This is a genomic window from Vibrio sp. ER1A, assembly GCF_000733315.1.
GTDB classification, from domain to species: domain Bacteria; phylum Pseudomonadota; class Gammaproteobacteria; order Enterobacterales; family Vibrionaceae; genus Vibrio; species Vibrio mediterranei.
In genome coordinates this window covers 717451-732064 of sequence record NZ_JPJA01000086.1, presented here as the reverse complement: position 1 = coordinate 732064, position 14614 = coordinate 717451, and the positions used below count along the sequence as shown (strand labels likewise).

General features: G+C 41.2%; 12 protein-coding genes and 1 tRNA gene. 9 read left to right on the top strand and 4 right to left on the bottom strand.

What is annotated here, in order from left to right; genetic code table 11:
- Nucleotides 1-81: 81 nt before the first annotated feature.
- The 6 genes from HW45_RS10565 (at nt 82) to HW45_RS10540 (ending at nt 6599) form a co-directional block, all read left to right on the top strand.
- Nucleotides 82-1068, top strand: coding sequence for a cytochrome-c peroxidase (locus HW45_RS10565; RefSeq protein ID WP_038226928.1), 987 nt, complete (start codon nt 82-84; stop codon nt 1066-1068).
- Between the two features lie 108 nt (nt 1069-1176).
- Nucleotides 1177-2073: a DUF6279 family lipoprotein gene (locus HW45_RS10560; RefSeq protein ID WP_051868005.1), complete on the top strand. Its 897-nt coding sequence runs from the start codon at nt 1177-1179 to the stop codon at nt 2071-2073.
- 36 nt (nt 2074-2109) lie between these two features.
- Nucleotides 2110-2352 (top strand): hypothetical protein, encoded by a 243-nt coding sequence (locus tag HW45_RS10555; protein ID WP_006073638.1) that lies wholly within the window; start codon nt 2110-2112, stop codon nt 2350-2352.
- A 141-nt stretch (nt 2353-2493) separates the two neighbouring features.
- Complete coding sequence (locus HW45_RS10550; protein ID WP_038226925.1) at nt 2494-4026, top strand: bifunctional ADP-dependent NAD(P)H-hydrate dehydratase/NAD(P)H-hydrate epimerase; 1533 nt, start codon at nt 2494-2496, stop codon at nt 4024-4026.
- Between the two features lie 526 nt (nt 4027-4552).
- Entirely contained in the window at nt 4553-5599 is a 1047-nt protein-coding gene (locus HW45_RS10545; RefSeq protein ID WP_038226922.1) for a GMP reductase, read from the top strand.
- A 208-nt stretch (nt 5600-5807) separates the two neighbouring features.
- A complete protein-coding gene (locus HW45_RS10540) occupies nt 5808-6599 on the top strand; it encodes an EAL domain-containing protein (RefSeq protein WP_038226919.1) in 792 nt (263 codons plus the stop codon).
- Nucleotides 6600-6638: 39 nt separating this feature from the next.
- Here the strand turns inward: HW45_RS10540 and HW45_RS10535 are convergent, their stop codons facing one another.
- Entirely contained in the window at nt 6639-8252 is a 1614-nt protein-coding gene (locus HW45_RS10535) for a hypothetical protein (RefSeq protein ID WP_038226917.1), read from the bottom strand.
- A gap of 444 nt (nt 8253-8696) precedes the next feature.
- On the opposite strand from HW45_RS10535, the gene HW45_RS10530 reads away from it, so the two are divergent.
- Together HW45_RS10530 and HW45_RS10525 are read left to right on the top strand one after the other, a co-directional pair.
- A complete protein-coding gene (locus tag HW45_RS10530; protein ID WP_038226915.1) occupies nt 8697-9389 on the top strand; it encodes a response regulator transcription factor in 693 nt (230 codons plus the stop codon).
- A gap of 2 nt (nt 9390-9391) precedes the next feature.
- Nucleotides 9392-10735, top strand: coding sequence for a sensor histidine kinase (locus HW45_RS10525; protein ID WP_038226912.1), 1344 nt, complete (start codon nt 9392-9394; stop codon nt 10733-10735).
- A 64-nt stretch (nt 10736-10799) separates the two neighbouring features.
- Here the strand turns inward: HW45_RS10525 and nfsA are convergent, their stop codons facing one another.
- Both nfsA and HW45_RS10515 read right to left on the bottom strand, forming a co-directional pair.
- A complete protein-coding gene (nfsA, locus tag HW45_RS10520) occupies nt 10800-11522 on the bottom strand; it encodes an oxygen-insensitive NADPH nitroreductase (RefSeq protein ID WP_038226909.1) in 723 nt (240 codons plus the stop codon).
- A 132-nt stretch (nt 11523-11654) separates the two neighbouring features.
- Nucleotides 11655-11745 (bottom strand) — tRNA-Ser (locus HW45_RS10515).
- Between the two features lie 332 nt (nt 11746-12077).
- Here HW45_RS10515 and HW45_RS10510 point away from each other — a divergent pair.
- Entirely contained in the window at nt 12078-12758 is a 681-nt protein-coding gene (locus HW45_RS10510) for a MaoC family dehydratase (RefSeq protein ID WP_038226906.1), read from the top strand.
- 55 nt (nt 12759-12813) lie between these two features.
- Here HW45_RS10510 and HW45_RS10505 read toward each other — a convergent pair whose 3' ends face one another.
- On the bottom strand, nt 12814-14430 hold the full coding sequence (locus HW45_RS10505) for a VRR-NUC domain-containing protein (protein WP_038226904.1): 1617 nt from the start codon (nt 14428-14430) through the stop codon (nt 12814-12816).
- Nucleotides 14431-14614 lie beyond the last annotated feature (184 nt).

The window sequence follows — 14614 nt, the reverse complement described above, 5'->3', positions numbered from 1 at the left end:
AATTATAACCTAACTAGACGATATATATCGTCGGTATTCGCTTGTATTTAATATTTACATATTTGCGCAAAGGAATAAGCAATGAGAAATGTAATAGTAACAGCAATAGCAGTAGGTATCGCATTTAACGTTAATGCGAAAAGGCAAGATCAAGAGCCGATCAAGGTGATTGAACCCGTTGTTGGCTTGGACCAACAAAAGGTCGACTTGGGTAAAGCCCTTTGGTTTGAACCAAGGTTATCTGCATCCAATACGATCTCGTGTAATTCTTGCCACAATGTGGCGAAAGGTGGCGTTGATAACCTTCCGAGCTCTATTGGTCATAAGTGGGCAATTGGACCTATCAATTCACCGACGGTTCTTAACTCAGATTTAAACTTCGTACAGTTCTGGAACGGACGTGCGAAAGACCTTCAAGAGCAAGCCACAGGGCCTATTGAAAACCCGATAGAAATGGCGTTTTCACATGAACTCGCTATTGGGACTTTGCAATCCATCCCTCAATACCAACAGTGGTTTGAAAGTGCGTATGGTTCAAAGAACTTTACCATTAACGAAGTAACAGATGCTATTGCAACGTTTGAAAAAACGCTTCGAACCCCCAATGCGGCGTTCGATAAGTGGCTAAAAGGTGATGATTCAGCCTTGACTGCCGAACAGGTCGAAGGCTATTCGTTGTTTAAGCAAAAAGGCTGTACCGCTTGCCATAGTGGACCACTTGCAGGAGGCCAGATGTATCAAAAAATGGGCTTGGTCAAAGCATTTAAAACAGATAATCCAGACATCGGCAGAGCCGCGGTAACAGGAAAGGATTTCGATAAATATGTGTTTAAAGTTCCTACACTCCGCAACATAGAACTTACCTACCCATACTTCCATGACGGCTCTGTATGGGATTTGCAAGAAGCAGTAGAAGTAATGGCTGATATTCAGTTAGGGCAAAGCTTAACTAAAGACGAATCGAAGAAAATCACCGCATTCTTAAGATCGCTTACAGGCGAGCAGCCTGAGATCACTTTACCTCACCTTCCTCCGTCAACGCACTCAACTGCAAGACCACAAATTTAAACAAGTTAAAAAGCGCTCAAAGTTGGGCGCTTTAGTCATTTTCAATCTAATCTTATCTTAAACTTCGTATAAGTCCGCGTTAACGTATATTAAGGAAGAAGTATTTATATGAAAAAGGTTGGCTGGGTTAAGAGTTTTGGCTTATTTGTCAGTTTGTTAATTGTAACAGGGTGTACAACCAAATTTCTATATAGCAATTTGGATTGGTTCATTGTTGATTATATTGATGACTATGTAACGCTTGAAGACGGCCAGGAGGAAATATTAACTGAGCGTATTCTTGTTCTTGGTGATTGGCATAAGTCCAATGAATTGCCTCGTTACCTACAACAGTTGACGGATATACGAAATAAGGACCCAAAAACTGTGGATGCAGAATATGTTTCTTTGCAGATGGAACAGGTGAGGCAGCATACAAAACGATTAGTCGCTCAGATTACCCCTGATCTGTATGCATTGACACAACAGATGACAGATAAACAAGTGAAAGAGTTACTTGAAAATTTAGAGCAGAAAGACGATAAGTTCATTAAAAAGTATCAAGGCCTCCAAGACGAAGATGTTCGACTTATTTACCAACAGCGAATTGAAGAGAATTTAGAGCGTTGGTTCGGACCTCTGACGGAGCAGCAAGAAACACTTGCGAGTCGTTGGGCAAATGAAATGGATGTTACGGTATTTGATTGGCAAGCCCATCGTCAGCAGATGCAACACTTTATGCGCCAGCTGCTTAACCGGCGTTCTGACCTAGGCTACTTTCAACCAGAATTTCAGCGTTTTTTAAATGACAGTGAGAGTTTTTATAGCGAGAAACTAAAACTTAAAATCGCTAACAATCGAATAGTGGCAGAAAAATACATAGCTCTTGCGCTCAACAGTGTGACAGAAAAACAACATCAACATCTAATAGAAGAAATTGACGGTTGGCGAGACATCGCTTCAGACTTAATGACAAGTGCGCTATTAGACTATAGTTCTACAGAAAAGTACGCCGTTCCATCATAAACTAGTTACGAACCAGTTTAAGGAGTGAGTTGGGTTATGATAGAGCAAGGTGTTTTTTGGACAGAGAAACTTCTGTTACTTGCCGGTGTATTGTTCATTATCACGGGTATCGTGCAATATGGTCGTCGTAGTCAAGATTGGAAGGGCGTCGTCACTATGTTCTATAAACGCGTTCCCATGAGCGTTGATGAATACAAACGATATCGATTAGGTGTAGCTTTGATCATTTTCGCCATTGTCCTGAGGTTTGCGCTGCATATTTTCTGGCCTCAGTTTTAACTTGTAATCTCATTCACACCTTTGTAGTGCCCTGTTTGCTAACATTTGGATAAATACCAATAAAAAGCGAATAGCTAACGCTTTAGATCCCCTTACTTGTTGCCTAACAAGCTGAAACTAGGGTTAAAACGGGAGCACACAATGATCTCTTCGAACCAAAATATAACTTCCTTGCCTGAATCGCTCTTCACTTCGCAACAAGTTCGCGAAGGAGAGAAGATCGTAGCTCAACAATTGCGTATAGAAATGTATACCTTAATGCAGCAGGCTGGTGCCTCAGTATTTGAACTTATGCAAACTTACTATTCAGAGACTCGAAAGCTACTAGTTTGCTGCGGTAAGGGTAACAATGGCGGTGATGGGTATATCGTCGCTAAACTAAGTCTTATTGCGGGCTACGACGTTACAGTTTGGCAAGTCGGCGACTCGAGCGCACTTAAAGGTGACGCATTGCGAGCTAGAGATGAATTTCTTGCCGCTGGTGGCATTATTGATTCACCGGGAAATGCGGTAACGGATGACGTTGACGTTATTATTGACGCTTTGTTAGGGACGGGTATTTCAGGTGAAGTACGTCCTTTCTATTCTCACGTGTTCGATCGTTTAAACCAGTCTTCTAAACCAATCATCTCGATAGATACTCCGTCCGGGCTTGATACTGATACCGGTGTTGTTTTAGGAAACGCGATCGAAGCAGATAGAACCGTGACTTTTATTGGCGTTAAACAAGGGTTAGTTACGGGTCGAGCTAGAGCATTCACAGGACAACTGCATTTTGCTGGATTAGGAGTGGATAGGGAGTTTGCTCAACAGAATAAAGCAAACGTCACATTAACCAACAAGCATTGGCTGAATTATCTCCCGAAAAGAGCAAAAGATTCTCACAAAGGAACGCATGGAAAGTTGCTAGTGGTTGGTGCAAACAATGGAATGAGTGGCGCGGCTTATCTGGCTTCTGCGGCTTGTTTGAGAGCAGGAGGTGGGCTTTGCGCCGTCTTAACCCACGAAGCGAGTGTCACACCAATAAGAACGTTGCTACCAGAGGCGATGATTGATGCGTGCACCACCCAATCATTGACTGAGCGCGTAAATTGGAGCTCCGCCATCGCAATTGGAGTGGGGTTAGGACGAACAGCTTGGTCCGCTAGAGTTTTTGACCAAACACTGAAGTTGGCGATGTCGTTGGATCTTCCAGTCGTCATTGATGCAGATGGCCTATATTGGCTTAACCAGATACAAAGCGACACAGCTGTCTTGAAGAACCATATCATCACACCTCATCCAGGTGAGGCCGCACAATTATTAAACTGTCGTATAAGTGATATAGAGAAGGACCGTTTTCAGGCAATTAGAGCATTACAAAAAACTTACGGTGGAGTAGTGGTACTGAAAGGTGCAGGAACACTGATTTATGATGGTCAGTCAATGGTTGTCTGTCATGCAGGAAACCCAGGGATGTCCAGTGGTGGAATGGGTGATTTATTGACTGGAACAATCTTAGCTCTATTAGGACAGGGAAAAAACAACATGCAGTCTGCAACTCTTGGCACTTTGATTCACAGCCTTGCGGCTGACCAGGAGTCAAAGGAACATGGAGAAGTAGGCATGCTAGCTTCTGATTTACTCCCACAAATTCGATTAGTTCGAAATCATGACAATTATGTTTCATCTTAAGCGTTTGAAGTATTCGTGATGGCGATAAGAACAATGACTTTTGATTTGAACAGTTCAGAGGTTATATAAAATAGCGGTTTTTTTCCGAATCAATCGGTAAAAATGAGCTAATAGATAACAAGAATAACCACAAAAATTGGTTAATAAATGCACATTCAGGTGTTGAGAGCTCGATATTTGCACAGTGCAAAAACGTTTGCGTCGAGTGCTAAAGTAAGCTTGTTTATGTAAATAACATGGGTTTTTTCTGTTATATCAGAGGGTTGGAGAGATTTTATTTCGTTAAGATAGGATTGATAATCAGCGGATTTGCAACTTGTCGGAATAGTAACACAAAAAAAATTAAAATATCAGTCTTGCGAGATTATTTTCGCGACCTATAATGCTGAAAACCGGAGCGTCTGCCAACGCTCCGGTTTTTTTGTGTCCGAAGAAAGGTAAACCGTCTGCCAACGGAGAGCCAACGCACTATGCTTAGTCATATGCCCACTGGAACATGTACTATATAAATCAAGGAATTTACACAATGCGTATCGAACAAGAACTTAAGTTAGGCTTTAAAGATGTACTGTTTCGCCCTAAGCGTTCAACACTGAAAAGTCGTTCTCAAGTAAATTTAACCCGCGATTTTACATTCAAGCACAGTGGTCGTCAATGGTCTGGTACACCAGTAATTGCAGCTAACATGGATTCTGTTGGTAGTTTTGAAATGGCTACAGCGCTAGCACAACACGGTGTAATGACAGCGATGCATAAGCATTACACAGTAGAGCAGTGGGCTGAGTTTGTTGCTGGTGCAACAAAAGAAACATTGAACAAAGTATTCGTATCAACGGGCACGTCTGAGCGTGATTTCGAGAAAACAAAAGAAATCTTAGCATTAAGCGAAGATCTAGAATTCATTTGTATCGATATTGCGAACGGGTATTCAGAGCACCTAGTTGAGTTTGTACAAAAAGTACGAGCTGAATTCTCAACGAAAACGATTTCAGCAGGTAACGTAGTAACTGGCGATATGTGTGAAGAGCTGATTCTAGCTGGCGCGGATATTGTTAAAGTAGGTATCGGTCCTGGTTCAGTATGTACTACACGTGTTAAGACAGGTGTTGGTTACCCACAGCTTTCTGCAATCATCGAGTGTGCTGACGCTGCACACGGCCTAGGTGGCATGATCATTGGTGATGGTGGTTGTGCGTGTGCGGGTGATGTTGCTAAAGCTTTCGGTGGCGGCGCAGACTTCGTAATGCTAGGTGGTATGTTAGCTGGTCATGAGCAATCTGGTGGCGAAGTCATCGAGCAAGATGGTAAGCAATTCATGAAGTTCTACGGCATGTCTTCTCAGTCTGCTATGGACAAACACTCTGGTGGTGTTGCTAACTACCGTGCCGCTGAAGGTAAGACGGTTCTTCTGCCTTACCGTGGTGACGTAAACAACACAATCCAAGACATACTTGGTGGCGTTCGTTCAACTTGTACATACGTAGGCGCAGCGAAACTGAAAGAGCTAACTAAGCGTACGACTTTCATCCGCGTACAAGAACAAGAGAACAACGTATTTGGTAAAGAAGGTTAATTAGCTTTTAATCCAAGTCCTGATAAAAGAGTCGCCTAGGCGGCTCTTTTTTGATCTTATCTTTCTGCATTGTTTCTGCTTCAATTCCAATACTAGACTCAAAAAAGTGCCTTGCTTACATGGTATTACGTATCTCACAACAGGGGTTTGGTACTATTGCGCCGATAATTCGTGCTGCAACCCGCAAAGAAAGGACTGCTTGCGTAATATGGACATTGGCAATATATATTCTAATCAATATGACACGGTGCAAAAGCTGCTAAAAATACAACCAGATGGCTCTGCCACTGGTGTGTATCAAGACATTCAATTTACTAGTGTGTTCCAACCGATTTTCAACCAACAATTAGAACTTGTTGCACTTGAGGGGCTAGCTCGGATAAAGCACATCTCTGGTCAGAAACTGGAACCGGCGCGTTACTTTGCTGATTTAGAGCGACAAGTAGAGATAAATGTTGTCTGTACTATTCTATGTTGTAAGTTACACCTGCATAACTTTTCTTGTTCTCGTTTTAGAAGACGAAAGTTATTCCTAAACGTCTCTCCGTGCGTGTTCGAGCTGCTTGCAAATGAACCTCTTGCCGTTGAACGTTTCATGACACGAATAGGTGAATTTGGTGCAGTACCATCACAAATAGTGTTTGAAATTACCGAGTTTAAAGAATCTGATATCCGCGCTATTGTCATGGGTAAGGGCAAACTCGCGAGATTTGGTGTGCAGACGGCACTTGATGACTATGGGACAGACTATTCCACTAAAGATCGCGCACTAGAAATTAAAGCTGACTATCTAAAAATTGATAGAAGCGTCTTATTGTGTGATGAGAAAATTTCTGAAGCGGTAACCATTGCGAATAAAATAGGCGCAACTACAATAGCAGAGGGCATTGAAAATCAAGATACATTAACGCGCTGTCAACTGCATGGAGTGTCATTGTTTCAAGGGTTCGGCTTAGCAAAACCCAATGCTATGAAAATATTGGAAAGTAACTTAGATTGATAGGAAGCAAGCCAATAAGGTTGCTTCCTAGAGCAGGAATTATTGCGCGAGGGAGTATGTGCGATCTTTAAACTGAATAGCCTCGAAATTCGCTAGGGTATCTGTTCCCGTGTTTGAACATTGCACTGCAACTGCGTATTTCTGCTCTGTGATAACGCAGTTAGCAAAGTCCTCATCAATAATATAGACGTCATTGCCATCCTTACCATCAACCACATTGTCTTTATTATTACCTTCAATATGATTGTCCTGGTTGTTGGCATTAAGGTTAATCGTTGCATCACCTACGATTTTTGCGTTAACTAGCCAGCGAGATTTAAAGGTATACGGTTCAAGAGGTGGATGAGTGCTTTTCGACATATTGAACGTCGGAGTTAAGCCCCCTTGCGGAAATCGGTGGTTGTAATACGTCTTGACACCGTTGGAATCGATATTTGCGGTGTATTGTAAGTAGTCGTGGAACATGTTTTCTATCCAAAAGGCTGACTCGGTATCAATAGAACGCATTTGAGAGCGAGTTACAGCTTGGTAGTTATCTAAACCTTCGCTCTTGTGCTCCCACATGCCCATGTAAGCTTCGAAAGCAGCCGCAAAGTACTCATGAGAATAACTTGGTCCGATAGCTGGGTCTATGTCGTCATTTTTCCAATCTTGCCAACTACTGTTGCTTGGTTGCCATGGTGAATACTGGCCGTTTTTGTGATTGGTATAGAGTGAGAGCGCTCGTTGTTGAATCTGTTGTTGAAACACATAAAACGTCGGATTAGGAGCGATACCTTGTGCTTGAAACAAGTGAAGTATTTCTTCAAACCCTGCGTCTCTATCTGCATGTTTACCTAAGTTTTCGCAATAGTTTGCGAAGTTACTCATATAGTGGCAGTCACCTTCAAGTGTTAACTCTCTGAACATTAATGATTGGCTGTTGATGAGCCACTTGGGGCTATCGGGACTTTGTTGTACGCCGGTTAAGATCGAAGTAATAATATTATCTAAGAGATCCTCATCAGACGACGCTAGCGGTATTAGAGAGTTTAAGAAATTAGATTCTGATGTTGTATCAAGGACACTTGGTGCAGAAGGAACTTTTGATACCCAATCATCTATTTTGTTTTGACGAAACGCTTCGCTGACAAAGAGTTTGGTGAGCATCATTTGGTTTTGATCATCGTTTTCCGTCATTATCAATGTGGCTTCTCGTTGAGCCATGAGTGCAGCGATTGATGATTTATTCTCTCCATACTGTGAGTTAGGGACGTTGGACATCAGATGTTGAAGAATCTTGGTTGCTCGTTCGATTTTATAGTTGACGATTGTTCTATGCTTCTCCTTTTCTACAGTATCTGGATATTTTGATTCATCAAAATACGCGATGATATGTATAGCACCATTATTTATACCTGACGATCTCAATTGCGTCGTCGCTGTGCCTGATGGAGTTACTGAAACGTAGAGGTTAAAACCAGCATTGGTTGCGATGTTGAGCTCTGGTGGAAGTGACTTACTAACTTGACTAATTGATATGTTGCTCACGGTCTTCGATGTTGGAATTGTTGGAGGGGGTGAAGTTGGATTACTTGAATCGCTGTCTGACTTACAGCCTGAAGCAATAGCTAGTGTCATTGCGCTCAAGCTTAGCAACTTAATCAAATGCATTTTATTTCCTAATGATTTCTAACGGTAACCTTTACAAGCTCAACATTATTAGAAATACGTTAATGCTTATAAACGAAGTGGGGCAGTTCTAAAACGTGAACCTAGCCTCTGAATTGTGCGCGATAGTAATAAATACAGAGCAGAAATCTAGGTGTAAAAAAGGAGTTACAGTACTCAATTAAGGTGTTTGTAAGTATGAGTTCAATAATTATTTAGTCACATTTAGTCATTAAATGTAATCTTTCGGTTCTGTGAGTAATTTGATACCACTAAAGTATTAATTTAAACGGGGTTGTGTACTGTATGTTTGGGAGAAGTAAGCTAATGTAAGCAAGGCCGTTGTAAAATCCGTGATACTAAACTTTTTTATGTTTTTTTATATTGGCATTGAGAAATGCTCAAGTTTCAATATACTCCGGCGCGTTTACGTTTTAAGGGGGAGTTATGGATTGCAATATTTTGCTTATCGAAGATGACATGCATATTGGAAATTTAACCAAAATGTTCTTGGAGGCAGAAGGCTATACCGTGAACTGGATTGAAGACGGATCAATAGCTCTGAACAAAATCGATTCTCTTAAACCCGATATAGTGATATTAGATTTAATGTTACCAGGAAAGTCAGGGGTGGATATTTGTCGAGAAGCGCGCGCATTTTATTCTGGAATGATTATGGTAGTTACGGCAGCAGAAGATGAAATGAGTGAGGTATCGCTATTCAAACTAGGGGCCGACGACTATATAACAAAACCAGTGAGAGGCCATATTCTTGTTGCTCGTATTGAAGCGTTAATGCGTCGTTATAAACCTGTGCAACAAGCTGAAAAAACACTATATATATCAGATGCGTATGGAATCGTCGTTAATAGTGAGAACCAGACTGCATACTATGAACAGAAACCTTTAAACCTTACTAACTCTGAGTTTGAAATTCTTCAGTTACTTATTGAAAATAAGGGAAAAACAGTTTCTAGAGAGCATTGCTGTCGAGTTGTAAGAGGGATTGAGTACAGTTCCTACAACCGTTCGATCGATATGCGAATCTCAGGCTTAAGGAAAAAGCTGATTCAAGCTGAAATATATGACGCAATTATCAAAACAGTTCGAAACCAAGGATACAGACTGGTTAAGGCTTAACGATGAAAATTAAGTCTCAGCCGAAAAACATGTTTACGTGCTTGTATATAGAAAGTCTAGTAGGGTTAGTATTAACCTTCTTCATCTTTATCAATGTCACGAACGTTTTATTAAGACACGAGGATATTGGCTCTTTTATCGACAGTGGTAATTCTTACGTTCAAGATTATATCGATAGTCAATATGAGAGGCACGGATTTTATCATAATCTCAACACCACGTCCTCTTTGCTGTATTACGACTACAAATTGATGCTATCGGACAGTGCTATTTCCATTACAGACGTCTGTTCAGATTGTGAACTATTCAAACGAAGAGATGGCATTGATGTTTATATAAAAAATAACCAGTTATTCGTAGCCGCTTTTCCAATACCACGTGCCAACAAGCAACTATTCTTTATAGAAACCGAAGACCCGTTTAGTGCTGACGCTCAATGGTATGAAGACAGCGATAACCAGTTCTTTTTTGCCTTATTCGTGACATTGAGCATCGCTTTAGCAGGATTAATTTACTTGCCGTTGCGCAGAGTCAACAAGCGCATTAACAAACTATTAGCTGTGCAGACAAAATTTGGACAAGGTGACCTTAGTGTTCGCTCTGAGGTGTTCCATATTTCACCGATAAAAGAGCTCGCTCAAAGTTTTAATGATATGGCTGATGATATCGAACTAAGAGTGAAAGAATCGCTGGTGTTTTCTCAGGCTATTCCTCATGAAATCCGAACGCCCCTAACTAGAATTCAAATGGCCAGTGATTTACTCAGGAGAGAGGATACAGAGGACAAACAAACGCTCTTTAACGACATAGACAGTTATATTGAAGACATTTCCCATTTAACCAGTGATATTCTTAAGTTATCGAGGCTCACTAACGGTCGGTGTGGTGATCTACCAATCGCTCGCGAGGTATTTTCTGTTTCTGAATTAGTTGAAAAACGTATCGATGTTATCGCTGATACTAAGCAAATTCAGTTTATCAAAGATTCAAATATCCAAGATGATAGGTATTTGGCTTCTAAGTGCTTGTCCAAATTGGTTATTGATAACTTACTTAAAAATGCACTTCGTTACGGCGGCGGGGTAGTCAATGTCACCTTGAGAGAGTACCAGTCATGTTGGACTTTGGACGTAGAAGATAATGGTCCTGGCATCCCTATTGAAAAGCGAGAGGAAGTATTTATCGCCTTCTCACGTTTGGACTCCTCGCGAAATCATAACAATGGTGGATTCGGTTTAGGGTTAGCTATTGTCGCTCAGGCAAGCAGAAACTTAGGTTGGAGTGTATCTGTAGATGAAAGCCACATTGGTGGAGCCCGTTTTACAGTAGTGCTCCCGAAAGCGTGATTTATTTTGTACCAAAGAACTCATGACTAGCAAGAGATAAAGCCATGAGTTCTTAATGTAGAAACTAGCGTTTGAACAAGCCTTTACGGTTTAGGTAACCGAGAATATGAGGTCGAGATTCACCTTCTAGTTTACTAGTAACTTGTGAAGACCAGGTACTGCTCTTTTGGTTTGTTGAACGATGCGCGTAATAGGAAAGCATCACATCGTCGTATTGTGCAACTGCATTTTTATCTAGCTGATGATATTCATTTTCATGCACTATGACATCGAGCGGCAAGCGTGGTTTTACCTCTGGTATTTGGTCTGGATATCCTAAACACATCCCAAAAAGAACGGCAGCGTGCTGGGGCAAACCTAACAGTTCATCAACCTCAGCCGCTTTATTCCTCAGGCCTCCGATATAGACGCCTCCTAAGCCTAGTGACTCGGCCGCCACTAAACAGTTCTGTGCCATTATTCCAGCATCAATAGCACCGATTAGACCTAACTCTGTGTAGTCAACTTTTACGTTTGGGTTCAACTCTTGGTGTCGCTGATAGTCTATACAGAAAACCAGAAATTCAGCGGCTTGGGCCACATAAGGTTGATTACCAGAAAGTTCCACCAGTTTGTTGCGCTTATCTTTCTCTGTAACCCTGATAATAGAGACGACTTGCAGTAGGCTAGATGATGATGCGGCAATTCCAGCTTTAAGAATAGTGTCTAGAATATCCTTATCGATAGATTGCTGCTTAAATTTTCGAATAGAACGGTGGTTGAGTATTGTTTCTAGAGTAGAGTTCACGTTCCTTTTGTCCCTATGGCTAAGATAACTTACTGAACCTTAGTTTCTTTTCATAGGAGATTGCAAGTTTGAATTGCATAGAGGATTGCAGAACAAAGAAAAAAGCCTCGCATTAAGCGAGGCTTTGGAATGTGGCGGAGAGATAGGGATTTGAACCCTAGATACGCTATTAACGTATGCCGGTTTTCAAGACCGGTGCTTTCAACCACTCAGCCATCTCTCCGTTTTGTGGCGCTAATAATAGAGTCATAAGAAAGGGCTGTAAAGAAGAAAATTCCCTTAGGGATACTGACTGCGTTAAATGTAGTCAAAGTGATGTTGATTTGTTCATGGTGCTCGTTGTTTGTGTGATTCTAAGAAGTTTGTTTTACTAAAAGAGCCCATTTGGGGAGCTTTACTGCTAAATAAAATAATGTTTTTTATTGCTAAAGTGTTGAAAAGTATAAATAAAACAGTGTTCAGAATACGCGTGTTCGCTCGAAATAGTTTGCGTGATGAAGGGACATGCTTCAAAATAGTAGGGTTAGTTCTTATGAACTGAGATTTGAGGTCAAGATGAAAGTTGTAAAATTGTTTAAACAAAGAGCTGATTCGGTTAAGCATCAGTCTGAGCTTATGCAATGGATGTCGCCCGCTATTCGCGAATATTGGACTGAGTTTGTCGACAAGACAAATCATAGCAATTTTTTAGCATGGGTCAGAGACTATCACAAGCCTGCAGTAAATGAACCACATGTAGTACAGGTCGAACCAGAAATTGTGCTCAAGCCCGCAGCACAGGCACTATTTGATGAACTGCAAGACAAGATTGGCACTGTGATTCATGAAGGTAACTGGATTCACGTAGGTCAAGAACGAATCAATCAATTTGGTTCAATTACGGAAGATAACCAGTGGATCCACACTGATCCAGAAAGAGCAGAGCAAGAATCACCATTTAAGACCACTATCGCGCATGGTTTCTTAACGCTGTCTTTGTTGCCAGCCCTAACTGATAGTGTTGACCCAGATAAACCTCTATTTCCGACTGCGAAGATGATGGTAAACATCGGGTTGAACCAAGTCAGGTTCCCATACCCAGTTAAGGTAGGTAGTAACCTTCGAGCTAAGAGCACATTGGTCAAAGTTACACCGATAAAGAAAGGTCTTGAGATAGAGCGTGAAATACGCGTAGAAATAGAAGGAATCCGTCGCCCCGCGTGTGTTGCGACATCTGTGATTCACTTACACTTCTAAGTCGAGTTTCATAAAAACCAGCATCATTGCTGGTTTTTTTTTGCCTGCTACTACATCAGTCATGATTTACGTAACACACTTCATAATTAATCTTTAATCTCTCCATCTGTTTAAACCAACGTTTTTGATTATTCTGAAGTTTGTCACCAGGTCCCTTTACCTCGCACCATAACCATTCGTTGCCTTTAAACGCGACAAGATCAGGCATACCATTGCGATATGCTCTTAGGTCTGAGAGAAGAACAGCAAACAAATCTGCTAATTGCTCATAGTTAATGGATGTCATTGCCAACTCTAACCATTCGGTATCCACTAGGTCCCAAACAATGAATGGGTTCTGAATATCTTTTTTGGTTTCTAGAATGCTTAGGTACGGTTTAATACCAGTTCGTTTAACTTCGGATAGTCTTTGCTCTATTGCGCCTTTTCGCCTTTCAGTAAATGACGGATGATATAAATCGAGCGGTTGGCGTTGGTATGGATTGATAAAAGCGCCTTCTACAGGGGCAAAAATAATGTCCCAAAATACCAAGCCAAACATAGTGTTGAGAAACTGATTCTCTAAATAGAAAACCTCCCATCCTAGATCAGATAACTTATTGCAAACAACTAACTCAACACGCTCATGAGATAAGTCAAGATTGAACCTACGTTCTAGAAAACTAGGTTTGACCGTCTTCTCAAGAGTTGTCTTTAATTTCCTGTCGAGTTTAGCTTTTAGTCGTTTTCCGACTTCTTGCTCATCAATGCTTAGAGGGTTTTTAATCATTGTTAGTGCAAGTTTAATGGCTGCCTCGAATCTTTCTTGATGAATAAGTATACGAACTTGTCGCTCCCTCGATGGCGGAAGTCGGGAGGATTCAAACAAGCGCAAAGCGAGGTCGAGGTCGCCCTGTCGTTCGAGATCTCTTGCGATTAAATTAGTGAGTTTGTCTAATTGTCTAGTGGCGTACTGTCCGTTTGCAGATGGGAGCAAGTGAGCAAATTGCCTTATGAGCTTAGAACAAGGCTTTGTGAGTTCTGTGTACGCTATTCTTAGATCTGTAATTTCTAGAGTGGAGTCGATTTCTGCTCTATTATTGAACAGCCTAGTTGCCTTAGACACTTCATAATTCTCGAACTTATGAATTCCTAAGTTCTCTAAAACGAATTGTGCAAACTCCTGGTGCCGATTTCCAAAGAATAGTAAACAAAGAAGGGGTAACACCTCATCGTCCAACAGTCTGACGACAGTGAACGGAAGTTTCGGCACATGATTAGGCTGTTGGTGATGTAACTCATCTATCAGTTCGTTCTTTTTAGCGGTACGTTTTAGACCTGAATAAAAAGTGAGAATCTCAGGTTTTGATAACAACGTGGATGCGAGTTCAAATGAACTTGTCGGTGGCTCTGTACTTATAAAACCATACTCTATGAGTTCTAATATAGGTGAATCGAGACAGCCGATCTCGGGATAGTTCAGTTTATCGTCTCTAAACCAAATCCCCTTGCGAGTCATTAACCGAATAACAAGGCATTGTGCGTTTTCACTAAGAGTGTGAAACGATTCAATCCAATGTCGTTCACTCTGTTTCAATAAATCAGAGTAGATAGACTCAACATGCAACAGCAAACGTATGAAGTTGTCTCGATAATACTTAGACGGCAGAGTAGGTGGTGAAAAAACAGGCACTAGGAACGACGCTTCTTGTTTAGGTGAATTCCGCTTTATTAAATAGTAGTTGAGTAATTTGAGCTATAAAAAATATCACATTACCAAAAACAGACCGTTTGTTGAGTCGTAGATTAGTGATGTAGATCTATCAGCTAAATGGATGTTTTTCTGACAACCCTAACTAACTGTATGATTATTATTC